The organism is Arthrobacter sp. P1_D4, assembly GCF_056406115.1.
In genome coordinates this window covers 22,611-46,481 of sequence record NZ_JBFUAU010000025.1, presented here as the reverse complement: position 1 = coordinate 46,481, position 23,871 = coordinate 22,611, and the positions used below count along the sequence as shown (strand labels likewise).

The following is a 23,871-nucleotide window of genomic DNA, read 5'->3' as shown; positions in this document are numbered from 1 at the left end:
GCTGGGCTACGTCGGCTGCGTCTAGGGTGGCCTGCAGGACACCGCTCAAGATGATGAGCCATAGCAGCGCCCACACGACCAGCCGTCGCCGTTTCGGCGGCATGCCGTCCAGGGAGTCGGACGGCCACGATTGCCACGGGTACCCTTTGCCGTCTCTGTTGCCTGACGTCACGACATCTGGGAGGCGACGAGTGTCGAACTCACGACGAACCCGATGCCGATGAACGCGAACATGGCGCCGAAGATCCGGATGAACGTCGGGTTGGCGAAGAACGATTTGGAGTAGTCGACCCCCATCGGCCTGTGGTCCTTGATCATCGAGGCATAGGCGCGCGTCGAGCCGCGAAGGTCCGCCGCCAGCATCACACCAAGGACGATGGCGGTGAGACCTAGCGCCGTCAGGCTCCACGGCATCACTGGGTTTTGCTTGCCCTCGGTGAATATTGCCGAAGCCGGCACGGACACGAAGACGACCGCGAAAGCGATCAGGTAGGCGACAAGGCCGCCCTTCACCGGCTGCCGTAATTTCATCATCGAACGCCAGGGCTTCATTGGTCCCCAATTCGGTAGTTTGGCTATTGCCGTCACCCTAGCCCGTCCGGGCGCCTTGGAGCCCCAGGAAAATGGCGGTCGGTGAGCCATTATCTGCGCACGACTTCGGGCGTGTCTTACGACGTGAACGGGTCGTTTGCCACCAGCCGCCGCGGAGCTTGGCCTTCATGGTCGCGGCGGTAGCGACGGAACCGCCTGCTATCTGTTGCTGAAGAACATCACCATGACGATGATGCCGCCGACAATGTCCAGAACACCCAGGATTTTTCCGGCTGTGGCCTTAACCCCGGCGGCTTCGGCTCGGCCGGCCATAATGAACGCCACGACGCCCGCCACGATGCCGAACAGGAACAGACCGATCACCCCGATGATGATGGAATTGCGGCGGTACTTCCGTCCCTCGTGGAAGGCGACTGCTCCCGACTCCGTCGGGCCATCCACTGACACCGTTCCGTGCAGGTCGTTGGACTCGCTCATGTATTCCCCCAATTTTCTAGGCCATCGTCGGCGTAATCGAGAGGCTACTACCTGTAGGGCAGCTGGCATAGAGCAGGAAGGAAAGGACTTTTGCCCCTACGGGGGCGACCCCGGTCTTTACGCAAACTGTCATGCCCGATCACGAAAATGACAAGCATGCTTCTCTAGTCATTGGACAAAGGCGGTGTCTAAAGTGAGCGTCATCACTCAGTTCCAAGTCTGGAGACACGATGTTTGTTGGGGAGGGCGGCCCTTGCCGCAACATTCAAATCGATCTGCCGGTGGCGATAGGCCGCCGGCTTTATTGTTGCGGGGCGCCACCCCTCTGCCTGGGCATCGGGCTACTGGCCGTCTCATAAATTATGAGCGGTGAAAAGAGAGACAAGCCAGCAGAGAAGCGATTCTTTCCCAGTGTCGGAGGGGTCGTCGCCGGACTCCTCCCAGGGGTTTTCGCACTGTTCACAGATGTATCCCAACCATTTGGATTGCCTTCAAGGTGATCCTGGTGGCAGCGGCGCTGGGGTTTGCCGCTGCAAACCTGATCGGGTTGGCTGTCGTCAAACATCGTCGCTCTACTAAGGATGGAGAGCGAGGGATTACCTAGCGAGTGTCGTCGCACTCCCCGGGCCCTGTTGGGGCGGCCGGGGGACCCCGGACCGATACGCGGTCCGGGGTCCCCCTAAGGAGCCAGACCGTGGAAGTGCCTGAAAGAAGGCAAGGGACAGAGAAGTCCCCGGAAGGAGCAAGATTGAGCGTCCACTGGCGGGTGCCCAGGGCAATCGCCTGCCTAAGCGGCGGAGCGGCTTTCGTGGCATTCTCGGCGGGGTGGTGAGGGAATGATCTATTGGCCACTGATTCCTCTTACCGCAGGTCTAATTCTGCTCGGCGCCTGCGCTCTCTACGTGAGGTCAAAGCGACCCGATGGTTCTGGAAGCCACCCGAGGAGATGACTTATGGCCACCGCAATTCTTTACCTGGGCACTGCAGCTGCGATAGCTGCCATTGGCGTGCTGGGGGTTGGCCTCCGCCAGATGGTCCGGGAGCGGAGGACCACTTACCCGCGGGCAGTATTCACTATTCCTCCTGCTCTGCCTGGCTGGCGTAGGCTGCTTTTTCCTTTACGCAGGGCTGGTGTAACTACCCGCTAGAAGACCACAGACCGGACGTCGGTCCGGGGTTTGTACGAGAAGAAAGTTAGGAGGTGACGTCATGGGGCGAGCGGTCACAGCGATTGCCCGGGCGTCGTGGTGGCAAGTCGGCTTTCTCATCGCCCTCGCCATAGTGAGTCTGTTGGATCTGACCTTGCCACGCGTGGTAGGCGGCATCGTGTTGCTGGCCTTGGCCCTGGTGATCGCCGTGTGCAAGCTCTTTGTGCGGCGTGAGGGGCGAGGAGCCTCTGTCGAGGTTGATGCCACAAACCGAAGACCAAGGAAACCGACAGATGGTTAGGCCATATATCCCGCTCGCCGCCGGACTAATCATCTTCTGGGGTTGCTTCTTCTACGTGAGATCTAAACGACCTCCGCGGGGGAAACCTTTCCCGGGCCGGGGCCTCGTCTTGGCCCTCCTAATGGTTGCGATCGGCTTGATGCTCTATGCATTGACCGGATTTCTGACAGCGTCAACGGGTTGATCCGAATCTTATCCAGGACAGTCGGTGCCGCACCGCCCACGGCTAGTGCCAGCAGTGGGGCAACGCACGATCGTAGAGGAGTAGATGCGGAGATGGCTGTTGAGATGCTGAAGCCCTCACCCCGGGGCAGGTGGGAAAAGGCCGCTGTCACCTCACAGTTCTGGCTGCTCTTCGTCGCGACTATGGCCTCAAGCGTCGTCCGCGATGACCTGGGCTTCTGGGGATCCACTGCATTGACTGTTGTCATCATGGGCCTCGGATCGTTCCTGCTGGTCTACAAGGCAGTTCCCGAACGGAAAGAGCGGCTGGCTCGCGACGCCGAGCGCGGCGTCATCGAATGCGCACTCCGGTATGCGGACTCGCATCCCGATTCCCTCCGCGGCCGGTGGTTGCCGGGTTTCGCCGAAATCGGCACCGGCACGTTCAAGTTCCAGCCCGACTACATCGACAAGGGTGAGCCCGAAGGCAAGATCACTGTGTTCTCGGACGTCGGGCGCCAGGGCCAGATCGAGCCGCCCCCGAAGCGGCCTCGCGAGCTGAAGAAGAACTGGGGGATCGTGGCCCTCGCAACTGATAGAGGTCAGCTCCACTTCGCCACCGGGGAGCCTGGCTTGACGCTCATCGAAGCGCGACTGGGGTAATCATGGGAAAGAGATAGTCGACGGGCGGCCTCTAATCGTGCCATTTCGTTTCCGTCAGTTCCGCGACCAACAGATCGGATCCTTCAATGACAGCCTCGCTAGCCAGAGCTCGTCTGCGGAAAGCAACCCTGATCGCTCTGACCGGCCCCCGCTCTCCAAGCAGGTGCAGACCGGCTGGGCGAGCTCAGCCGACACTACCTTGCCGCGGCGGCGTGAAGTCGGCGCCGAGTGGAAGCTGGGCGTGGCCGCCTCCGGGCTGGACTTGAAACACAACGTGGTGACCCTGGCCTTGTCCGCTGCCTTCAGCTTCGACAGCCACGACCGCCTCGAATGGTTTGAAAGCTCGCGCATATCCGTCCACGGCACGCCGGAATGAGGTAGACGTCAAACCTGCGGCAGCAAGGGAAGGAGTCCAAAAACTTCTTGAGGGCGAGTTTGACGCTGTTTTCATTCACGCCGTGCCACCCTCCGACGAACGGCTCGGTGTGCTGACCCTGGAAACCGGGCCGATGGGGGTTGCCCTTCCATCCGGCAGCCGGCTGGCAAAGCTGGCAGCAATCAGTCCCCTGGATCTGAATGGCCAGGCTCTGATCTGGTTACAGCGCGACGGCGACCCGGATGTTCGCGAGCGGGTACTGGGTTTGCTGGTGGATGAAGGGATGATTCCGGGCCCGCACCGCTGGTCGCCGAGCATAGCCACCACCATGAGCCTGGTGGCTGCCGGCCTTGGCGTGTCGTTCAAAACGCCGCATCAGGTGGTACCAGGTGATCCTCCCGGCGTCGTGTGGCGCCCGTTTGTTGGGGTGTCTCTCCCCATGCCGACCGTACTGGTCTGGCTCCGGAACGGCGCCTCGCCATTGACCACCCAGTTGGTCGCTCACGCCCGGTGGTACGTCGCGAAAAAATTGTAAGGCGTCGGTGCGGTGGGCCCGCTGGTTGCCCCCAGCAGCGAGACGTAAACGGATCCTAATGTTCAGCCAGTCAACAATGCCGGTCCAACGTTTCCTGCGTCCCCATGGGGCGAATCTAGGCGCCTTTGCCATCAATGGACACGAAATCACGCATCTTGGCTGCATACGGCTGCGGTGAAGGAGGTTGCTTGTGTCAGGCATTTGTGGGCTGGCGTGGTCGTTGTGCGGAGTTGTCGCTAGCTTCGTAGGCGCGGCCTGTGCCAGCGCTTCTGCATTCCTGATCGGTCTCGGCGCCAGGAAATCGTTTGTAGACATCATTCGTGAACGGTGCCACGATGGCCGAATACAGGGCCTGGCGCGCCGCGCCGGCGCAGAAGCGAGGCTGGAGGAACCAATGTCGGGGTCCGATCTAGATCGTGTGGTTGAGCAGTACCACCGAGCGCTCGATGCGTTCGTCAGGGGAGACCCGGAGCTGCAGAAGAAGCTGTTTTCGAGGCGGGACGACGTCTCACTGGCCAATCCGCTCGGCCTGCCGGCTCGGGGCTGGAGTGCAGTTGAGCAGACGATGGAGCGGGCGGTTTCTCAGCTGAGGGAGGGCGAGCCCATCAACTTCGAGCGAATCTCGGGGTACGTCGGGACGGAACTCGCATACACTGTCGAAATTGAACGTGCCCGGGCCAAGGTTGGCGGATCCGATGAAGTATCCCCGATTTCTCTTCGCGTGACGACGATTTTCCGCCTGGAGGACGGACAGTGGAAAGTTCTCCATCGTCACGCAGATCCGATCACTTCCCCGCGGCCAATCGAGTCCATCGTCCAGGTTTAGGTCCGGGATCCGTGCCGCACCGGACAGGTCCGGTCGGCGTCCCGCCACTCGTGTTCCACGTCTAAGGAACTGGGACGGATCCGCTCTGCTGCGTCCGCGGCCCGGAGGGAATCATCGTCATGGTCGCAGAGCGGATCAGCCGAACCTCCGGTCGGCCGCCGCCCGATTCGAATGACGCTGCGGTAGCAATGTTGCTACTCCAGCCGGCCGAGGTTGAAAAGTGCAGAGAAGCTACTGTGGTCCGCCGTGAATTCGTGAAGTCGCTGCTGGCGAAGAAGCAGCCGCCCAAGGGCTGGCAGCACTTCACCGTCCACGCCATCACCCATCACCCCGAAACGGCCAGCGGGTACGAGGGAACCGTCGCCGCCGAGATGGCCGGAGCCAAGACGGGGGGAGAGCCCGGACCCGGATGGCCCACGACCCGGAACACGGGACTACGTCACCAAACGCACCCAAGAAGGCCGCAGCTACCGCGAAATCCGCAGATCCCTCAAGCGCTACATCGCCCGAACGCTCTACCGCCAGCTCAACGCCCTTTACGCCACCGCGGAACCGGCCCGATCCCAGGTTGCCGGGGCAGACCCTTACCCGGAATAGGAGCACCGGTTGAGCATGCCGGGCTTCAGTTTGATTACGGTTCAGGTGGTGTCCGGTTAAGGATCGTCAACCGGACAGGTTTCAGGCCCGGATTCTTGAGCGATTACAGTTTGAGAGTGAATTTCCACGCATTCAAACGCTTCATCGATCTTGCGTCTGCTCCTGCCGATGCACAGCCTGTCATCCAGGTTGAAGAACAGAACAGCGACTACGAATCTGGGGTTGCACGCATCGGGAAGGAGCAGTGGCGAATCCGCACCGCCCGGATCACACCGACGAAGCCGGGCGCCTTCGTCGCGGTCTGGAAGCGCGACGAAGGCGGATCGACCAGGCCCTTCACGGCTGACGAGTCGATGTCTGGACTGCTCGTCTTCGCAGAGGAGCAGGAACGGTTCGGGGTCTTCCAATTCACCACGGAGCACCTGATCTCGCTCGGATGCGTCAGCTCCGAGCTGCATCCTGGCAAGCGCGGTTTCCGCGTCTATCCCGCATGGTGCACCGACCTGAATCCTCAAGCGTCACGCACTCAGCGCGCGCAGGGGGCTGCGTTCTCCGAGCTTTCTCCGAGTAACGCGTCGCGGACCGTAACTGAAAACGATCGTGCCCTTCAACGGCGCCCGTAAGCCGGTGGTTCAGCGGACGCCCTGGTGACCGCAGGGATTCTTCACCGGGCAGGGGTCCGGCTCAGTAGAGTGGAACGCATGAGTCTTGAATGGGAACAAGTAATTGTCGATTCGGCACGACCGGCCGAGCTTGGACTTTGGTGGGCCAAAGCTTTGGGTTGGGTCGTGACTTTGGAAGCTGACGATGAGTTCGAAATTCGTTCTGCACCGGACCGGTTGCCAGGGTTGGTCTTCGTGCCGGTGGCAGATTCGAAGGTAACAAAGAATCGTCTTCACCTCGATTTTCGGCCGGACGATCCAGCGGCCGAGGTCGAGCGGATGGTCGCTCTGGGTGCCCGCAGGGTCGATGTTGGTCAAGGCGAGCGGCCGTGGACTGTACTTGAGGATCCAGAAGGCAACGAGTTCTGCGTTCTGGGAGCCCGAAATAAGGCCAGTACCGACAGTTGAAAGTTCGGACAGACCACGGGGGCGCCCGTCAGCGGATCCCTTGGCGGGCACTTGGTCGTGGACAGCCAGCGGATGCTCCGAAGTACGAACATCGACCGCGCGTAGGCGCCTAACGGCATCTCGTGGAGTATAGGCTACATGCCATGATGACCAACGAGCGCCTCAAGCCACTGCTCGAGCAGTACGACTGGGCGACGGAACGACTTCTCACTCGCCTCGCCGGGCCCACCAGCAACTCGGGTGATGACAGCGATGTCGACGTACCGGTACTGAAGGACGCCGAGTACCTCTGGGAACCGGTCGACGCGTGCTGGTCTGTACGGAGGCGCGCCGATGGGCCCGGACCGGGCGCCATCAAGCTCATCGGCGCGGGTGAGTGGGGGCGAGACGGCGCCCCCGAAAGTCCGTGGCCTCCGCCCCTCACGACGATCGCCTGGCGGCTTGACCACATCTCCGAAACGCTGTTGGGCCGATCCAACCACCTCGGGGGCGACCGAACGTTCGATCGAGCGACGTACGAATCACGACCAGATGCAGCCGGCGCTATCGAGAGGTTCCGTCAGGCCGCAGCCGACTGGCGCCGGGTACTACTCAGTGTCGATGAGTCCGACTATGACCGGACCGGGCTAAGCAGCTACCCATACGGCAGCGATGCCGAGGAGACGTTTCCGTCGATCGTGTGGTGGGAGAACCAGGAGATCCTGCACCACGGAGCCGAGATCGCGCTGCTCCGCGACCTCTACGTTCACCACGCTCAGTAGCGGCGAGCGCGCACCGCGGACAGCTCAGCTGGCGGAGTCTCTACGAAGTCGGCAATTCCATGAATGTGTCCCGCGTCATAATTTAACGTCATCTCGTGCACGAGATGATAAAGGGGATTACGTCCGCATCGGTGCATAGTGCCCGCAAGCCGGTCGATCACCGTGCCCAGGAAACTTGCCGCACGTCCCTTGCAGTTACTGGCCTAGGCCATGTACGTAAGACCCGCACGATCAAATGCACGGTGACGGGGGGATTACTGCAACCCTGTTCCTCATGACTGGAATGAAGATCGGTTACGCCAGAGTCTCGACAAACGACCAAGACCTAACCGGCCAACGAAACGCTCTCCTTGCCCTTGGTGTTGAAGAGAAGCAGATCTTCGTCGATCACGGACTGACGGGATCTAACCGGGTTCGCCCTGGACTCCGTGAAGCGATGGCGGCATGCCGAGCCGGCGGTACGCTGGTGGTGACCAAGCTGGACCGTTTGGCGCGTTCCCTTTCCGATGCCCGGGGTATAGCTGACGAGCTGACGAGCTGACGAGCTGACGGCCAAAGGGGTAGTCCTCAGTCTCGGCGGCAGCACCCACGATCCGACTGACCCCGTAGGCCGGCTGCTGTTCAACGTCCTGAATGGTGGCCGAGTTTGAGGCAGATCTGATCCGGGCGCGTAGATGACGGCGCCGGACTTGGATGCCTGACTGGTCTGCTGGCTCTTGATGTCAGCGATGATGCTGTTGATGATGAGCCCGATGTCGTTGTACGGGGTAGCCGGGGGATTCCCTGGCACGCTCCAGGTGGTGACGTCGTAGACGGTGGTCAAAGCTGGTTCTCCTCACATCGTTGGGGGACTGAACGCTTGGGTGCTTCTAGAGGACGCCGATCAGGTGACGGTGCCCCAACGGCCGCTGGCCGGCGTCAGGCGTTGCGGCCATCTGTGTGGGTGCTGCGGTGGCGGGGCTGCCGGTGGATGCCATGGCGAAGGCGGTGCCTGCTACTGCTACGGACACCGTGAAGGCCCGCAGCACGCTCCTGCGGCTGACGTCCGGGATGGGTTTCATCTGTTCTCCTTTGAATTGGTGACGAGAGGACCCTAGGGTCCCCAACCGGGCGTGCGAAAGTTGGAAAAGGGCCCGAACGCCAGGGTGGTCTTCGGGGCGCACAATATGCGGCATTTTGCCAAAATCTGCCAAAACGATTTGCCCATCGGCCGTGGGCTACGGTATGGCGGCTGCCATAGCGTCGTCAAGGGTCCGCAGGATTTCGATGTGATGCTTGACACGCATCCGTCGCCGCCCCTAATGTGATGCCAAGTCGATTTGGCAAAACGGTTTTTCACTGAGACTTGAAGTTTCCCAGCTCCACCCCAACCGTAGATTCCGTTCAAAAGAAAGGGAGTCGACAGCGATGTCCTCTCGAACCACGATTTCCCGGATCGCCGCCCTTGGCGGGCTGTCCACCGCGGTGCTTCTGGCAGCAACCGCCTGCGGGGCGGGGGGCCCGGCTGCGACGTCGGGTAGCGCCGCGAGCACCGTCAACGTCCTCGTCGAGGCCGGTGGCCACGCCGAACTGACAGGCGTCGCCGAACAGTGCACGAAAGATACAGGCATCAACGTCAACTTCGTCGAACTTCCTTACGACGGCATGTTCAACAGGCTCTCCAGCGAGTTCTCCTCCGGCAACGTCTCCTTCGACGTCGCCGCGCTGGACTCCGTCTGGCTTCCCAGCTTCAAGGACGCCGTCCAGCCCATCGACGAGCTCTTCACCGACGAGGCGAAGAAGGACATCTTCCCCGCGCTCGTGAAGGAAGCGAACGTGGACGGGCACTTTATCGGCATGCCGGCCTGGACCAACTCCGAAATCATCCTGTACCGCAAGGACCTCTTCGAGGACGCCAAGAACAAGACCGACTTCAAGGCCAAGTTCGGTTACGACCTCGCCGCTCCGACTACGTGGAAGCAATACCAGGACATCTCCGAATTCTTCACCAAGGACGGCATGTACGGCACAGACGTGAAGGGCGGCGTCGAAACCGAATGGCTGGCCCATGTCCTCCAGGCCGGTTCCCCGATGGTCCTCGATGCGAACAACAACGTTGTGATCGACAACGCCGCGCACAAGGACGCGCTCGACTTCTACACCAGCCTGGTCAAGTCCGCCCCTCCCGGCGCCGCTCAGGTCGACTGGGCAGCAGCGCAGAACCTGTTCAACCAGGGCAAGACCGCGATGACCCGGTTCTGGGCCCACGCCTACCGCCAGATCCCCAAGGATTCCCCGGTCGCGGGCAAGGTCGGCGCCGCTCCGATGATCGGCGGCTCCGCCGGTGTTGCCGGTGTTCCCGGCCCCTGGTACCTCTCTGTGCCCAAGGCAACCAAGAACAGCGACGCTGCCAAGAAGTTCGTCAAGTGCGCCTATGACCATAACGACCTGGGCATCGAATCCAGCCTCGGCCTGGCCTCCCGCATCTCGGCCTTCGAGAAGTACCAGGACAAGCCCGGCTACGAGAGCTTCAAGCCGCTTATCGAGACCCTCAAGGGCCAGGCAACGGCCACGCGCCCTGCCACTGCCAAATGGCAGCAGATAGTGGACACCGTCTTGGTTCCCATGCTGCACCGAAACACTAGTGCCGGCCGCGGCCCCAACCATCGGAAGAGAAAACCGTGCGTATCTCCGATCGCCGCTTCGCCCTGTACCTCATGGCGCCGGCGGCCCTGTTCCTGACAGTATTTGTGGCCTACCCGCTGTTCCGCCTCGTGGCAGACAGCCTCTTCAAGATCTCCCCGATCGCCGGGGGCCCCCGCGACTTCGTCGGCCTGGACAACTACATCCGCGCCTTCGCCTCCGAAGCATTCATGGGCGCCGGCTGGCGCACCCTGGCCTACACCCTCGTGGTGGTCGCCCTTGAGTTCGCCCTCGGGCTGGGAATGGCCCTTCTGTTCACGGCCCTTGGCCGGAAATCCGAGGTCTGGCGGACGGTGTTCCTTTACCCGCTGATGATCGCGCCCATCGTCGCCGGCCTGCTGTGGAAATTCCTGATGATCGACAACTTCGGGCTCATCGGCACCCTCCTGCACCAGGCGGGAATCCTGCAGAACCCCAACCAGATCGGCTGGCTCTCCAACCCGGACATCGTGCTGTTTTCCGTGGCCGTCCCGGATATCTGGCTTACCACCTCCTTCATGTGCCTCATTCTCTTCGCCGGCCTCCAGAACATCCCCGGCGACCTCATCGAGGCGGCCCGGCTCGACGGCGCCAAGGCCCCAACCCTGCTCTGCAGCATCATCCTGCCGCTCCTGCGCCCAGTCATCGCAGTGGCATTGGTTGTGCGCGGCATCGACGCAGCCAGGGCCTTTGACACCATCCTGATCCAGACCAACGGCGGCCCGCAGTCCGCCTCCGAAACCATGAGCCTGCTGATCTACCGCACCATGATCCGCTTCGGCGATCCAGGACTGGCCAGCGCCATGGGCACCATCTACCTGCTGGCCATGCTCGGCGTCGCGTTCTTCGCCGTCGCGACCATCTGGCGCCCAGGGAAGGACAACTGATGAGCACCGCCGAAACCCCCATCAACGACAGTTTTGCCGCTGAGGCGGTGGCCTACCGCCCCCGGCCCGCAGGCGCCGTCTCGGCCATCCCGGCCACCGGCACCAAGGCGTCCGGTGCCACTGCCGGTGCTGCCCCCACCGGAGCCCTGACGGTCGAGCCGGCGACGCCCACTTCGGCAGTCTCGGGCACGGGTCGTCCCCGCCGTAGAAATCACCACGCCGAAGGCCTGGAAGCCGGCAGACGCAGCACCCGCACCCTGCTGTGGATCATCCTTGCAGCGGCGATGGTCCTCTACGGATTCCCGTTCCTCTACCTGCTGTTCACTTCCTTCAAGGCGCCGATCGACACCATCGCGGTGCCGCCCACCATCCTTCCCAAGGAATGGACGCTGGAGAACTACACCAACGCCCTGGGCCGCAGCGGAGTTCTGGCCTCGTTCATCAACAGCGCCCAGACCGCCATCATCAGCACCCTGCTGTCCCTGGTCCTGGCGGTTCCCGCGGCGTACGGGATCACCCGCTACAAGACACCGAGTGGCCGGGTGTTCATCATGGCCGCACTGGTCACACGGATGGTCCCGCCGGTCGCCATCGGCATCCCGTTGGCATCGATGATGTCCTCTGCGGGACTCGCGGACACCCCGATCGCGCTGTCCATCGCGCACACCACCATCTCGCTGCCACTGTCCATCTGGCTCATGTCCAGCTTCTTCGAGGCAGTTCCCAATGACCTTGAAGAGGCGGCCACAGTGGACGGGTGCAGCAGGCTCGGCGCCCTCTGGCGGGTGGTCATCCCGGTGGTCTCCGGCGGCATCGCAGTCACCGCGATCTTCGCCTTCCTGGCCTCCTGGAACGAGTTCCTCTTCGCCCTCCTGATGACCGCGGTCCGTTCCCAGACCACCCCCGTGGTTATCGCGAATTTCCAGACCCAGTTCGGACTCGACTGGGGATCCATGACGGCGCTGGCCGCCGTCTACTCGATTCCGGTCATCCTCCTCACACTTCTCCTGCAGCGCAAGATCGTCGCAGGCATGACGCTCGGCGCCGTCAAGGGCTGAGAAACCACAGCACAAAGGGAAGAACCTATGTCAAGCAACAACTGCTACGACGTGACTACGTGGCCCGTCGGCAATCCGTCCGAGGACGTCGGTGAAGTAATCAACAGCATCATCGCTGACATCAAAGACCGGCAGACGGTCACCGATGCGAATAACGGAGGAAAGCCAGGCGCGGTGATCTACATTCCGCCCGGGGACTACCACCTTCGTACGCAGGTGGTGATCGACGTCAGCTTCCTCAGGATCCATGGGTCGGGACACGGCTTTACGTCGTCGAGCATCCGGTTCAACGTTCCCGAAGACGAATGGCCCGACTTGCATGAGCTGTGGCCCGGAGGGAGTCGCATTCTCGTCGACATTCCCCTCGGCGGAGACGGGGAGGAATCCAAGGGAGCCGCCTTCTACGTTGAGCGAAGCGGGAGTCCGCGGATCAGCTCGGTCGAGTTCTCCAACTTCTGCATCGACGGGTTGCACTTCAACTCGGACGGCTCGGGGATGCATCCGGAGAACACCTACGTCAACGGCAAGACCGGTATCTATGTCGCGAACGCCAATGACTCATTCCGCGTAACCGGCATGGGGTTCGTCTACCTTGAAAACGCCCTCACCATCTACAACGCGGACGCTCTTTCCGTTCACGACAACTTCATCGCTGAATGCGGAAGCTGCATCGAGCTGCGCGGGTGGGGACAGGCATCAAAGATCACCGACAACCTGGTCGGAGCAGGCTTCAAGGGTCACTCGATCTACGCCGAGAACCACGGCGGGCTCCTGATAACCGCGAACAACATCTTCCCCCGCGGGGCGAGCAGCGTCCATCTCAACGGCGTCACGCGTTCAAGCATCACCAACAACCGTTTGCATTCGTTCTACCCTGGGATGCTGATTCTCGAAGCGAATAGTTCGGAAAACCTCGTGGCCACGAACCACTTCCTGCGTGACCATGAGCCCTGGACGCCCTTCCTGGGAGTCGACAACGGACTGAATGACCTCAACGGACTTCTCTGTGTCAGCGGCAGCAACAACTCTGTCGTCGGCAACCACTTCTCCCAGATCATCGACTCACAGAGCATCCGGCCGACAGGTGCGACGCCTGTCATCATCCGGCTGATGGCGGGGGTTGGCAACTTCGTCTCCAACAACCACGTGGTGGCGATGGACGTTCACTCCAAGTCAAGTGACTCCTGTTTCTCGGCTCAGGTGGACGCTCTGTTGACGACCGAGGCTTCGGACGGCCTCGCCGTTACGGCCGTCATGGTCGATTCCGAATCAGCGCGGAATACGATCCTTGATTCCGGAAGTGACGCCCAAGTTATCGCAGACAGGGCTGTTAACGCCTTTAGGGCCACACCCACGATCGGTGTCGAGGCGGCACATGCACTTGTGGACCAGTATCCGGCTCAGGCCCGGCGAGACCCCCGGGGATCGCCATCCGGCCCCTGGGACGAATAAAACGCACTAAGCAATTACCCGGACGTAGAATCAGCATCAACATAAGGACGTGGGAGACAAATGAACAAGTCGGTTGGCATCAAGGACGTGGCAGCCGCAGCCGGCGTCTCTGTCACGACGGTCTCCCACGTCCTCAATGACGTTGCCTACGCCCGGGTGGGGGTGGAGACGAGGGAACGGGTCCACGAAGCGGCCCAACGGCTGGGTTACGGGCCCAACCGGCTCGCCCAGGCCCTGCGCACCCAACGCTCCGGGATGATCGGGTTCATCAGCGAGGAAATCGCCACCACCCCCCACGCAGGCAGGATCATCCTCGGGGCCGAGGAAACGGCGCGGGCCCGCGGATACAACATCATGATCATCAACTCCACCAGCACCAGCTCCCAGGATTCCAGGGAAAGTGATGTGGCGGATCTGCTGGACCGGCAGGTAGACGGCATTCTGTACGCCACGATGTATCACCGCAAACTGGCCGTCCCCAAGAACCTCGTCGGACTCCCGGCAGTCCTGGTGGACTCCGAAGACATCAGCCAAACTGTTTCCTCCGTTATCCCCGACGAAATCGGCGGTGCACGGTCAGCCGTGCAAACCCTGATCGACGCCGGGCACACCCGGATCGGCATGCTCAACAACACCGACGACGTGCCAGCAACTCACTCCCGGCTCAGGGCCTTCAAGGACACGCTGGCAGATGCCGGGCTGCCGTTCCACGCAGAACTGGTCCAGTCCGAGCACTCGGAAGTTTCCGGGGGTTACCAGGCGGCGCTGCGCCTCCTGAAACCCCCGAACCGGCCCACGGCCGTGTTCTGCTACAACGACCGCATGGCCATGGGGGCGTACCGGGCCGCCGGTGAACTTGGTCTCAGGATTCCGGACGACATTTCCTTCGTCGGTTTCGACAACCAACAACTCATCGCCGAAAACCTCTACCCCGCACTGACAACCGTCGCCCTGCCCCACTACGAAATGGGCGCATGGGCAACCGAAAACCTGATCGACGCCATCGAGGGAAAAACCGACCTGCACCTGTTCGCCGCTCACCCGACCACTCTTCCCTGTCCCATGGTCCTTCGCGATTCCGTCGCCTCCCCAAAACATACGGACGCTGCCAGCAGAGCGGCACCGGACTCGTCTACACACGCCAACACCTGACCTCGAGCGCGTCCAGTAAGAGACGCGCACAACCCTCCAAGGACCTCAAATGCACAGCACCCCAGTTCCCCCCTGCCCTGAAACGGATGTCGTCGTCGTCGGCGAGGCCATAATCGACATCATTGACACCGCCGCAGGGCCCATCGAGTTTCCAGGCGGATCGGGTATGAACGTCGCGTTCGGACTCGGTCGGCTAGGCGTCAGCACCGCATTCCTCACCGCGCTGGGCAGAGATGAACGCAGCAAGAGCATCCAACGGCACCTGGCCACCGCAGGAGTACGCCTGCTTCCGGGAGCCGAGCACCTCAACCGCACATCCACTGCCCGGGCGCTTCTGGACAGCAGTGGTTCCGCAGAGTACGAATTCGACTTCGAATGGAACCTCCCCCAAATCAGCCCCACGTTCCTCCCGAAGGTGCTGCACACGGGGTCACTGGCCTCCTTCATGGAACCCGGAGCAACCCAAGTCCGGTCCTTGCTGGAACTGTTCTCCCGCCGCTGCTTGATCACGTACGACCCCAACATCCGCCCGACACTGCTCCACAGCCACGCTGAAGCGCTCAGGACCTTCGAACACACAGTTGCCCTGGCTACGGTCGTGAAGCTCAGTACGGACGATGCCCAGTGGCTCTACCCCGGCACGTCCCCTCACGACATCGCGCGGCGGCTGCTTGATCTCGGGACAGAACTGGCAATCATCACGGATGGCGCATCCGGATCCTATCTGCGGTCGAATGCCGCCGAGATCGAAGTGCCGGCATCGCCAGTGGTCGTCAAAGACACTGTCGGCGCAGGCGACTCTTACATGTCATCGCTTATCGAGGGCCTCATCGAGGACCCCGAGGACGATTTCGGCTACGGCAAACTCACCCGCCTGGGAACAGCCGCCTCGCTCGCTGCGGCCATAACCGTCGGACGGCACGGAGCGAACCCGCCAACACGGGCAGAACTGATCCGATCCCTGGAACTGGCCCAAACTTCCCGAAAGAACTCCCATGACTGAAACAACAACGCACCCTGCCAGCCCCGCCGAAGACACCGCCCCCAACATCCGGCCGATACTTCACTACACAGCCAAGAACACGTGGCTGAACGACCCCAACGGACTGGTGTGGCACCAGGGCGTCTACCATCTCTTCTACCAAAACAACCCCTTCGACAACGTCTGGGGCAACATGTCCTGGGGACACGCCACCTCAACCGACCTTCTGCACTGGACCGAACACCCGGTTGCCATCGCCTGCGACGAGGATGAAGACGTCTTTTCCGGCAGTATCGTGGTGGACCACGGCAATACCTCGGGATTCGGCACGGTGGAAGATCCGGCCCTCGTGGCCACCTACACGAGCGCCTTCAAGGAAGGCTCGGTGCACCAGGGGACACAAGCCCAGTCTCTCGCGTTCTCCACGGACGCCGGCATGACGTGGAGCAAATACGCTGGCAACCCGGTGCTTGGCCGCGGCTCGGCCCATTTCCGGGACCCCAAGGTGTTCCGCTACGAGGTACCGGCCGGTTCCTGCTGGGTCATGGTGGCGGTGGAGGCCCAGCACCAGCAGGTTGTGCTGTACCGCTCGGCCAACCTCAAGGACTGGGAATACCTGAGCACCTTCGGCCCCGCAAACGCCACAGGAGGCGAATGGGAATGCCCCGACCTGTTCCCGCTCCCCGTCGACGGAGACCCGGACAACGTCAAGTGGGTCCTGGTGGTCAACATCAACCCGGGTGCCGTGGCCGGCGGCTCCGGAGGGCAGTACTTCGTCGGCGACTTCGATGGGGTGCAGTTCACCGCCGACTCTGATTCACTTGCTCCAGCGGATGCCGACGGGACCACGGATCTCAGACACTGCCTGTGGCTCGACTGGGGACGTGACTACTATGCCGCTGTCTCCTTCAGCAACGCCCCGGAGAACCGCCGCATCATGATCGGCTGGATGAACAACTGGGACTATGCCAACTCTTTGCCCACGTCCCCGTGGCGCTCCGGGATGTCGCTTGCCCGCGAGGTCGAACTCGCGACGGTCGACGGTTTGCCGCGCCTGGTGCAGCGCCCGGTGCTGCCGTTGGACTGTGGGGAGCCGGCCGGCACCATCCACGACCTGAAACTTCACGACTCCCTGGTGCAACTGCCCGCCGCGGCGCCCGGATCAGCCCAGCTGATCGAGGCCGAGATCCTGCCCGGCACGGCCCGGACCGTTGCTTTCAGGCTTCTCGGCGGATCGGGCGGGAGCGCCGCAACGGTTCTCAGCTTCGATGCCGCTACGAGCCGGCTCACCCTGGATCGCCGCAACTCCGGAAACACCGCCTTCCACGGAAAGTTCGCCTCGGCGGAGTCAGCGCCCATGAAGCTCGACGACGGTGTACTAAGGCTCAGCGTCGTCGTCGACCAGTGCTCGGTGGAGGTCTTCGCCCAAGACGGCAAGGTGGTCCTGAGCGATCTGGTCTTCCCCCTGTCCGGGAACCTGGGCACCGACGTGTGCGTGGAGGGCGGCACGGCCATTGTTCGGAGACTGGCCGTCACGGCCTTGTCCTAATGACAGCCCCGCACTGCAGTGCACTGGTTCGCCACTGAGGACCGAGGACCAGAAGTCCGCAAGTGCGGCCGGGCTTTGGCAATCCACTGCGACCTCATCTACTCGTCCAATCATTTTCTGAGCCTACTGTTGCCCTGGAAAGTCCGGTGCCGAGGGCATGGGGACGTCCCGACCCCCACCCCGGAGAGGTACTTTGACAGGCCGGCCCGGATCGGGTCGTACAGTGGTCGGATCGGGCCGGATTCCGCACGTTTCCGCGGGAGTCCAGTGTTTGCCAGGGAGGGAATGCAGTTCGAGTCCCACCTCGGGCACAGCAACCCCCTCGTCAGAGGGGTTTTTGCTTTAACGGGTGTACGTCGACCGGAGTGGGTCCCTCTGACGCTTGTCGCGGCTGGTGCCTGGCCGCCGCGGTGACCTGTTCGGTTATTTGGGTTGCGGGTTCAGAGCCCTGGCTGGTCAGTCCTCCGCCTGCTGGGAAGTGGCGTCATCCGGGTCTCCTTTCTGGCTGGTTGTGCTGGGCGTGGTTGGTCCTGTACATGTCGCGCGGTCCTGCTGACGACATGACCTGCAGGGATTTCTTGAAGATCTTTTCTCCGGACTCCTTGTTTACCGGCGGCGTGGGGGGTGAGCTGGCCGCCTCGACCTCCCACAACGGAAGATCCGGGGACGCCGGGGCATAAGGGTGCCACAGGCGTGCGCGGTCCCGCCGGATCAGGCCCATCTGCGCCGAACCCTGCGTCATCGGACCAGAACCCCGTGGCGGGAGCACTCCGCGCTCCAGCCCGTCGGTGTGACCTGGACCTTCATCCGCCGCCCGCAGGCGGCGCAATAACGCGGGGGTTCCAGTACCAGGAGTTCCCGGCAGGGAAGGTGAGGGTCCGACGGCGGCCGGGAGCCGCCGTCGTCCGGCTCGCCGCAGTGGCCGCAAAAGTTAGGGGTGGAGTCGGTGGTTGAGCTCGCTGCATCGCCGGTGGTTGAGCTCGTCGAAGCCCGGTTCATAGTGTCTTCTGGAGTTCCTTGATGGGCATGTTCAGCTCGACCAGCAGGTTCAGGTCAGCTTCCGCGGGACGGCCCAAGGTGGTGAGGTAGTTGCCGACGATGACGGCGTTGATGCCGCCCATGAGGCCTTCGCGGGTGCCGAGGTCCCCGAGGGTCAGTTCCCGGCCGCCGGCGTAGCGCAGCACGGTGCGGGGCATCGCCAGGCGGAACGCGGCGATCGCCCGGAGGGCGTCCTTGCCGTCCATGATGCCTTGGTTTTCCAGCGGTGTCCCGGGCCGGGGGTTCAGGAAGTTCAGCGGGACCTCATGCGGTTCCAGGGCTGCCAGCTGGGCGGCGAGTTCTGCGCGCTGCTCGATGGATTCGCCCATACCAATGAGGGCACCGCAGCACAGTTCCATCCCGGCGGCCTTGACCATGTTGCAGGTCTCAAGCCGTTCTTCGTAGCTGTGGGTGGTGACTACCTCGGGGAAGTAGCTGCGTGCGGTTTCGAGGTTGTGGTTGTAGCGGTGCACGCCCCATTCTTTGAGCTGGTCGACCTGGCGCTGAGTGAGCATGCCCAGCGAGCAGGCGATGTTGATCTCCACTTCTTCGTTGATGCGGTCGATTGCGAATTTGATCTGGTTCATCAGTTTGATGTCGGGTCCGCGGACCGCCGCCACGATGCAGAACTCGGTGGCTCCGGTGGCGGCCGTTTCCTTGGCCGCCTTGACCAGTTCCGGGATGTCCAGCCACACGCCGCGTACGGGGGAGTCGAACAGGCCCGACTGGCTGCAGAAGTGGCAGTCCTCGGGACAGCCGCCGGTCTTGATGGAGACGATGCCCTCAACCTCCACGTCCTCGCCGCAATGCCTGAGCCTGACCTCATGGGCCAGCTGCAGCGCCGCCGGAAGGGCAACATCGGGCAGTCGCAAAACCTCCACCAGCTGCTCCTGCGTCAGCCCGCGTCCTTCCTCGAGGACCTGCCGGCGGGCGGTTTCGAGAATCTCATACCCGGTGGTCGCCGGATCTTCCTGCATCGTCATTGATCGTCCTTTGCGCTGATTAGCTGCGGATATTCCTCCAAGCAGACGCTAGTTTTCCAATGGCGGCAGGATTTTGTCGGGTGTCTACAAGCAGGCGGCTGCCGGATTGGTCCCGATCGTATATTTCATAAGTCGGCGTGCACCCGTGGGTTTGTTCCGACCCCAGACAGCTTGAGGAGCTCTTGCGCTTCATTCGTGACGGTGACACCCTGGGCGTGCACAGCATGGACCGGCTCGCCCGGAACCTGGACGACCGCGGTCCCTGGTGCAGAAGCTCACCCGGAAGGGTGTCAGGATCGAGTTTCTCAAGGAAAACCTGACTTTCACGGGGGAGGATTCGCCCCTGGCAAACCTGATGCTTTCGGCGTCGTGGGAGCCTTCGCCGAATTGAAACGTGCCCACAGCTACCGGGCCGGGATCCTGCGGGATTTCGTCGTGTCGAGTAGTTTCAGCTTCAATGAGTACATGCCGCCCGTCTGGTCTTTGCGCCCAAGCCTTCCCTCTGACGCTTCATGGATTGCCGAGCTCCGCGCTCAAGTCATGCGTCCCGATCTCGAGCGGCTCGGACGCTGGGATCCGGTGCACGTCAGAGAGCGCTTCGTCACGGGTTTTCACCCAGCGCACACGTTTGTTATCGAAGTTGAGGCCTCCGCGGTGGGTGTCATTGCTGTCCGCCCCGAATCGGATGAGAAATGGATTGAACACTTCTATCTAGCTCCGGAGTACCAAGGGCAGGGTCTGGGGGGGCGCTGTGCTGCGCCATGTATTGATGGCGCAGCACGATCATCGGCCTTTCCGGCTAAATGTCCTCCAAGGCAGCCCGGCGAGACGTCTCTACGAACGCAACGGATTCGTCCACGAGCACGAGGATTCGATCGATGTCTTCCTCGTCGCCGAAACGGACCAGAAGTTTGTACCCAGGACAACCTGTTCCCTCTGAACGTTCGCCAAAGGCGACAGTAGCTGCGAGGCTCCCGGGTCCTGCTGGTAATCGTAAATCGCGACTTGGATGGCCGACTTGGAAGAAAGGGCGGACGGCCTTTGGCCACGGTTCGACCTCATAGAAGTCGTGCAGTAGGGCGCGGCAATCCGTCAACGAGTAGCAAATAGGTGCTCGGCGACTCGACCGAACGCGAGAACGACAAATTCCGGAAGCCAGCCATCGAAGCGGTGATGGACCGCGCCTCGCTAAACGCCAGCTCGAAGGCATGTTCTTGACCGGGGCTGACCGGCAAAAGCGCGTGTTCGGTAATCACCGGGCGAGTCTCCGACACAGGAACCCCAGGCGCGCCCGCCCGTGCCGCAGGATTCCGAAACGGAACGGGAAGCCGGTATTTCTGCTGCGCTTCACCCGCCAACGAAGTTAACGGTCACGCCAGCATTTGTAGGGGACTTGGCTCGGCGGGGGAGCGGCCCAACGGCGGCGTGGGGGGACCGTCTTACAGCGCGTTGCGGTCTTGTTTCGCGCGGGCGCGGTGTTTGCGGACGGTGTCACGGTTTGCGCAGCGCACGGAGCAGTAGCGCTGGCGACCGTTGCGGGTGACGTCCACCACGACCGCCCTGCAGGGATCACCTGACGACTTCCCGGCGGCGCACCGGCTGAGCCTATGTGCGCCGCGAGTGCTGAGGTGCAGTGCAGTTCCGACACTGATCACGGCGAGCAATACCTGCGGGAGAGCCTGGTCGAGGTCGCGGTAGTGAAGATGCCATCCTTCGCCGTCGTGATCGGTGAGGCGCGGATAGGCGGCGGCAGCAGCCATTTGGGCGTTCAACAGATCGGCCCTGTTCCGTGGATCGCGTTCATCGACGACTGAGAGCCACGCGTCAAGGACGGCGCGGGTTTGCTCATGATCGTCTCCGGCGGAGAGCCTGTAGTCCATCGTCATACCGAACTCCCGAGTCCGCTGCACGAGGCCGTCCCTGTCGGCTGGCCAATCGTTGGCCAACGAGGCGGCAAGGAGTACCGCGTACTCACCGTAAGGGTTGAGATGCATAAGGGTATTACATCATTGTTGGAGGCATGATGATTTTTCCTTGGGCTGCCGATCCGCAGGCACGATATAGGTATCCAGCGAGCAGGACGGTGCGCGCGTGATCGCGGCCACGGACCTCGGATCGGGGGTTTCGATGGCCGCGGCAAGCGGGATGGCTCTAACGGCACTGGGCATGGTGCTCACGCCGGGTCCGAACATGGTCTACCTGGTTTCGCGCAGTGTGAGTCAAGGGCCAGTGGCTGGAATGATTTCTCTCGCAGGTACCTGTGCTGGCTTCCTCGTCTACATGACGATGGCGAACCTCGGGCTCGCGTTGGTGTTCGTAGCGGTGCCGTGGCTCTATGCGGCAATGAAAGCCGCGGGAGTCCTCTACTTGGCCTACCTCGCCTGGCAGGCACTCAAGCCCGGCGGTCGCAGCGTCTTCGACGTTCGCGCCCTCTCTCGCGATTCGGCACGCAAGCTCTTCCGCATGGGCCTCCTCACGAACCTTCTGAACCCAAAAACAGCCGTGATGTACCTTGCGCTCATTCCGCAGTTCATCGATACGGGCCGTGGAGGAACAACTGTCCAGGGCTTTTCCCTCGGAGCGATCCAGATCGCGGTGAGCATACTCGTGAACGCACTGATCGTCCTCGGTGCCGGGTCGATCTCTGCATTCCTCTCCGGCCGGCCGAACTGGACGAAGTGGCAGCGGCGCGTCACCGGTTCGGCGCTCGGCCTGGTAGCGGTCCTCCTCGCGCGGGAAGTACCAGAAAAAGCACGCATATAGCGATTCTGAGGATGAGAGTTCGCCGGGCCCGCGTGCCCACACCCGCACTGCAGTAAGGAGTCCCTACGGCTCAAGCGATTTCGACGGCTTCTCCGTGCACGATGATCCCGCCGTGCGGTGGAATATCAATGGTGAGTCTGCTCGGGCGGCCGACGTGGCTGCCCTGGCGCACCACCACGCGGCTTGGCGGTTCCACGAGGGAGAGCAGGCGGAGGTATCCGCCGAAGGCAGCGGCAGCCGAGCCGGTCGCCGGATCTTCGGTGATGGCGCCCACCGGGAAGAGGTTGCGCGAGTCGAATTCGTCCGGCCCCATCCCGTAGAGCGTCGTGACGGTGCCGGCCCAGTTCTGGGCATCCATCAGCGTGCGCATGGGATCGGGGTCGAAAACGAACGAGTCAAAAGTCTTTCGTTCCGCGAAGACGAGAATGGGGTGCCAGTTTCCGGCAAAAGCGATCATCGGAGGGTACCCGGGGTGCAGCTCGTCCCGGTCCACGCCGAGCAACCCGAGCAGAGCGCTCAGGACGCCATCGGGGAACTCGGCCACTCGCGGCTCCACGCTCGTGAAGCCGGCCGTCACCGCTGCGACCTGGCCCGCAGTCTCGATAACGACGGGCCCCACCGGGGTCTCGAAAACAAAGGTCCCCGCGCCATCTCGCCCTGACAGCGCGACGGCCAAAGCAATTGTGGCATGGCCGCAAAACGGCACCTCGGCGATCGGGGAGAAGTACCGAACACGGTTCCGGCGGGGGTCTCCGTCAACCGTCGCCTCGGTGATAAAGACCGTTTCCGCATACCCGATGTCGGCCGCGATGGCCTGCATCCGGGCGTCGTCGAGGCGGGTTGCGTCCAGGACTACTCCCGCTGGATTTCCGCCGTCGGGGGTGGTGGTAAAGGCGGCATAACGAAGTACGTCGGGTGTCTGATTCATTGCTACATCCTCGGTGGGTTGTGAAGATACGGGCGTGGCGAAGACCAACAGGGCGAAGCGAAATGCGACTAGTAGCACTAGTCCTGTACGGCTCTGCCGGCCATGGCGAGGGAGATGTTTCGGGGGAGGCGCTGGGCGATGCCGGCCAGCAGGCGATTTCCCAAGCCTGAGACGACGCTTACGGGTGTAGTGCGGCGATCGAGAGCGCGCAGGGCAGTGTCGATGACCTCGCTGGCGCCCTGCAGCCGGCCGACCGCTGCGGCCTGGCTCCCGAGTACATCGAAAAACTCGGTGCGGGTAGCCCCCGGGCAGAGCGCGAGCACGCGAAGGCCGGATTCCCTCGTCTCATGTGCCACGGCTTCGGTGAAGCTCAGGACAAATGCCTTGGTTGCTCCGTAAACCGCCATCCCAGGTACCGGCTGAAAAGCTGCGGTACTGGCCACGTTGATGAGTGCGCCCCTCCCGGCGGCGAGCATCTCGGGGAGGAATGCCCGCGTGGTCTCAACGAGAGAGGCCACGTTGAGGGAGATCTCCGAGGCGATGACCGCGGGGTCTTCCTTGACCAAAGGGCCGCTCGTGGCGAAGCCCGCGTTGTTGATCAGGGTGTCGATGCGGATGCCCCGGCCGGCGAGCTCCTCGCGGAGTTCCGCTCCGGCTCCCGCACGGCTTAAGTCCTTCGAGAGCGTAGTCACTGAAATGCCGCTCGAGTCGCGCAGCTTCCGGGCGAGGTCCTCAAGCCGGTCGGTCCGCCGTGCGACCAGCACAAGGCTGGCCCCGCGCGCTGCAAATCGTGCGGCAAACTCCGCGCCGAGCCCGGAGCTCGCTCCAGTGATGAGTGCCGTGGTTCCGGTGTAGCTCATGGTCATGTCGAATCCATTCCGTGTGGCGGCCACTCTATGTAGCCAATGCCTACATAGTAGACAGTGGCACCATTGTAGTCAATGACTACT

Annotated in this window: 25 protein-coding genes and 5 pseudogenes; 20 read left to right on the top strand and 10 right to left on the bottom strand. The window is 62.4% G+C overall.

Translation table 11 applies throughout. The features are described from left to right. Positions 1 to 168: 168 nt before the first annotated feature. Both AC1D0A_RS20175 and AC1D0A_RS20170 read right to left on the bottom strand, forming a co-directional pair. Entirely contained in the window at positions 169 to 531 is a 363-nt protein-coding gene (locus AC1D0A_RS20175; protein ID WP_476946643.1) for a hypothetical protein, read from the bottom strand. Between the two features lie 219 nt (positions 532 to 750). Then, complete coding sequence (locus tag AC1D0A_RS20170) at positions 751 to 1,029, bottom strand: hypothetical protein (protein WP_476946642.1); 279 nt, start codon at positions 1,027 to 1,029, stop codon at positions 751 to 753. A gap of 1,725 nt (positions 1,030 to 2,754) precedes the next feature. Here AC1D0A_RS20170 and AC1D0A_RS20165 point away from each other — a divergent pair. The 9 genes and pseudogenes from AC1D0A_RS20165 to AC1D0A_RS20125 form a co-directional block, all read left to right on the top strand. Continuing rightward, on the top strand, positions 2,755 to 3,303 hold the full coding sequence (locus AC1D0A_RS20165) for a hypothetical protein (protein WP_243178508.1): 549 nt from the start codon (positions 2,755 to 2,757) through the stop codon (positions 3,301 to 3,303). 37 nt (positions 3,304 to 3,340) lie between these two features. Beyond that, entirely contained in the window at positions 3,341 to 3,679 is a 339-nt protein-coding gene (locus AC1D0A_RS20160; RefSeq protein ID WP_476946641.1) for a hypothetical protein, read from the top strand. Continuing rightward, positions 3,639 to 4,214: a LysR family substrate-binding domain-containing protein gene (locus AC1D0A_RS20155; protein ID WP_476946640.1), complete on the top strand. Its 576-nt coding sequence runs from the start codon at positions 3,639 to 3,641 to the stop codon at positions 4,212 to 4,214. Before AC1D0A_RS20160 ends, AC1D0A_RS20155 begins: the two co-directional genes overlap by 41 nt. A gap of 418 nt (positions 4,215 to 4,632) precedes the next feature. After that, a complete protein-coding gene (locus AC1D0A_RS20150; RefSeq protein ID WP_216699090.1) occupies positions 4,633 to 5,040 on the top strand; it encodes a YybH family protein in 408 nt (135 codons plus the stop codon). Positions 5,041 to 5,270: 230 nt separating this feature from the next. After that, positions 5,271 to 5,430: pseudogene (locus AC1D0A_RS20145) on the top strand (ParB/RepB/Spo0J family partition protein); the annotation flags it as partial. Between the two features lie 323 nt (positions 5,431 to 5,753). After that, positions 5,754 to 6,260 (top strand): MepB family protein, encoded by a 507-nt coding sequence (locus AC1D0A_RS20140; protein ID WP_243178506.1) that lies wholly within the window; start codon positions 5,754 to 5,756, stop codon positions 6,258 to 6,260. A gap of 78 nt (positions 6,261 to 6,338) precedes the next feature. Continuing rightward, the gene (locus AC1D0A_RS20135) at positions 6,339 to 6,707 is read left to right on the top strand and encodes a VOC family protein (RefSeq protein WP_476946639.1); all 369 of its coding nucleotides are present in this window, start codon (positions 6,339 to 6,341) and stop codon (positions 6,705 to 6,707) included. 122 nt (positions 6,708 to 6,829) lie between these two features. Next, on the top strand, positions 6,830 to 7,468 hold the full coding sequence (locus AC1D0A_RS20130) for a DinB family protein (RefSeq protein WP_476946638.1): 639 nt from the start codon (positions 6,830 to 6,832) through the stop codon (positions 7,466 to 7,468). 274 nt (positions 7,469 to 7,742) lie between these two features. After that, positions 7,743 to 8,140, top strand: a pseudogene (locus AC1D0A_RS20125) (recombinase family protein); the annotation flags it as partial. Between the two features lie 197 nt (positions 8,141 to 8,337). Here AC1D0A_RS20125 and AC1D0A_RS20120 read toward each other — a convergent pair. Continuing rightward, positions 8,338 to 8,529, bottom strand: coding sequence for a hypothetical protein (locus AC1D0A_RS20120; protein WP_243178504.1), 192 nt, complete (start codon positions 8,527 to 8,529; stop codon positions 8,338 to 8,340). 346 nt (positions 8,530 to 8,875) lie between these two features. Here AC1D0A_RS20120 and AC1D0A_RS20115 point away from each other — a divergent pair, with 346 nt between their 5' ends. The 7 genes from AC1D0A_RS20115 (at position 8,876) to AC1D0A_RS20085 (ending at position 17,209) form a co-directional block, all read left to right on the top strand. Beyond that, positions 8,876 to 10,189 (top strand): ABC transporter substrate-binding protein, encoded by a 1,314-nt coding sequence (locus AC1D0A_RS20115; RefSeq protein WP_476946637.1) that lies wholly within the window; start codon positions 8,876 to 8,878, stop codon positions 10,187 to 10,189. Next, a complete protein-coding gene (locus tag AC1D0A_RS20110; protein WP_243178500.1) occupies positions 10,129 to 11,016 on the top strand; it encodes a carbohydrate ABC transporter permease in 888 nt (295 codons plus the stop codon). The genes AC1D0A_RS20115 and AC1D0A_RS20110 overlap by 61 nt, the downstream gene beginning before the upstream one ends. A 227-nt stretch (positions 11,017 to 11,243) precedes the next feature. Continuing rightward, a complete protein-coding gene (locus AC1D0A_RS20105) occupies positions 11,244 to 12,074 on the top strand; it encodes a carbohydrate ABC transporter permease (protein WP_308197232.1) in 831 nt (276 codons plus the stop codon). A gap of 27 nt (positions 12,075 to 12,101) precedes the next feature. Then, the gene (locus AC1D0A_RS20100; protein ID WP_476946636.1) at positions 12,102 to 13,526 is read left to right on the top strand and encodes a right-handed parallel beta-helix repeat-containing protein; all 1,425 of its coding nucleotides are present in this window, start codon (positions 12,102 to 12,104) and stop codon (positions 13,524 to 13,526) included. A gap of 60 nt (positions 13,527 to 13,586) precedes the next feature. Then, positions 13,587 to 14,678, top strand: a complete 1,092-nt coding sequence (locus AC1D0A_RS20095; protein WP_476944373.1) for a LacI family DNA-binding transcriptional regulator — start codon at positions 13,587 to 13,589, stop codon at positions 14,676 to 14,678. A gap of 49 nt (positions 14,679 to 14,727) precedes the next feature. Further along, positions 14,728 to 15,681 carry a carbohydrate kinase family protein gene (locus AC1D0A_RS20090; protein WP_476946635.1) on the top strand — a complete coding sequence of 318 codons (954 nt, stop codon included), beginning with the start codon at positions 14,728 to 14,730 and terminating at the stop codon, positions 15,679 to 15,681. Beyond that, positions 15,674 to 17,209, top strand: a complete 1,536-nt coding sequence (locus AC1D0A_RS20085; RefSeq protein ID WP_476946634.1) for a glycoside hydrolase family 32 protein — start codon at positions 15,674 to 15,676, stop codon at positions 17,207 to 17,209. Before AC1D0A_RS20090 ends, AC1D0A_RS20085 begins: the two co-directional genes overlap by 8 nt. 18 nt (positions 17,210 to 17,227) lie before the next feature. On the opposite strand, the pseudogene AC1D0A_RS20080 reads toward AC1D0A_RS20085, so the two are convergent. From AC1D0A_RS20080 to bioB, 3 genes and pseudogenes are all read right to left on the bottom strand, one after another. Then, positions 17,228 to 17,323 (bottom strand): annotated as a pseudogene (locus tag AC1D0A_RS20080) (hypothetical protein); the annotation flags it as partial. A gap of 624 nt (positions 17,324 to 17,947) precedes the next feature. Continuing rightward, a complete protein-coding gene (bsaP, locus tag AC1D0A_RS20075; RefSeq protein WP_084476061.1) occupies positions 17,948 to 18,208 on the bottom strand; it encodes a biotin synthase auxiliary protein BsaP in 261 nt (86 codons plus the stop codon). Next, positions 18,205 to 19,230 (bottom strand): biotin synthase BioB, encoded by a 1,026-nt coding sequence (gene bioB, locus AC1D0A_RS20070; protein ID WP_476946633.1) that lies wholly within the window; start codon positions 19,228 to 19,230, stop codon positions 18,205 to 18,207. Before bioB ends, bsaP begins: the two co-directional genes overlap by 4 nt. 167 nt (positions 19,231 to 19,397) lie before the next feature. On the opposite strand from bioB, the pseudogene AC1D0A_RS20065 reads away from it, so the two are divergent. The 3 genes and pseudogenes from AC1D0A_RS20065 to AC1D0A_RS20055 form a co-directional block, all read left to right on the top strand. Beyond that, positions 19,398 to 19,629 (top strand): annotated as a pseudogene (locus tag AC1D0A_RS20065) (recombinase family protein); the annotation flags it as partial. A gap of 66 nt (positions 19,630 to 19,695) precedes the next feature. Further along, a pseudogene (locus AC1D0A_RS20060) lies at positions 19,696 to 19,941 on the top strand (GNAT family N-acetyltransferase); the annotation flags it as partial. A 58-nt stretch (positions 19,942 to 19,999) separates the two neighbouring features. Next, positions 20,000 to 20,170, top strand: coding sequence for a hypothetical protein (locus AC1D0A_RS20055; RefSeq protein ID WP_476946652.1), 171 nt, complete (start codon positions 20,000 to 20,002; stop codon positions 20,168 to 20,170). 118 nt (positions 20,171 to 20,288) lie between these two features. Here the strand turns inward: AC1D0A_RS20055 and AC1D0A_RS20050 are convergent, their stop codons facing one another. Then, a complete protein-coding gene (locus AC1D0A_RS20050; RefSeq protein WP_476946632.1) occupies positions 20,289 to 20,486 on the bottom strand; it encodes an antibiotic biosynthesis monooxygenase family protein in 198 nt (65 codons plus the stop codon). A 183-nt stretch (positions 20,487 to 20,669) separates the two neighbouring features. Continuing rightward, a complete protein-coding gene (locus AC1D0A_RS20045) occupies positions 20,670 to 21,224 on the bottom strand; it encodes a CGNR zinc finger domain-containing protein (protein ID WP_476946631.1) in 555 nt (184 codons plus the stop codon). Positions 21,225 to 21,321: 97 nt separating this feature from the next. Here AC1D0A_RS20045 and AC1D0A_RS20040 point away from each other — a divergent pair, with 97 nt between their 5' ends. Then, a complete protein-coding gene (locus AC1D0A_RS20040) occupies positions 21,322 to 21,993 on the top strand; it encodes a LysE family translocator (protein ID WP_243178486.1) in 672 nt (223 codons plus the stop codon). A 70-nt stretch (positions 21,994 to 22,063) separates the two neighbouring features. Here AC1D0A_RS20040 and AC1D0A_RS20035 read toward each other — a convergent pair whose 3' ends face one another. After that, positions 22,064 to 22,921: a PhzF family phenazine biosynthesis protein gene (locus AC1D0A_RS20035; RefSeq protein ID WP_476946630.1), complete on the bottom strand. Its 858-nt coding sequence runs from the start codon at positions 22,919 to 22,921 to the stop codon at positions 22,064 to 22,066. Between the two features lie 77 nt (positions 22,922 to 22,998). Then, positions 22,999 to 23,787, bottom strand: a complete 789-nt coding sequence (locus AC1D0A_RS20030) for an SDR family NAD(P)-dependent oxidoreductase (protein WP_476946629.1) — start codon at positions 23,785 to 23,787, stop codon at positions 22,999 to 23,001. Between the last annotated feature and the right edge of the window lie 84 nt (positions 23,788 to 23,871).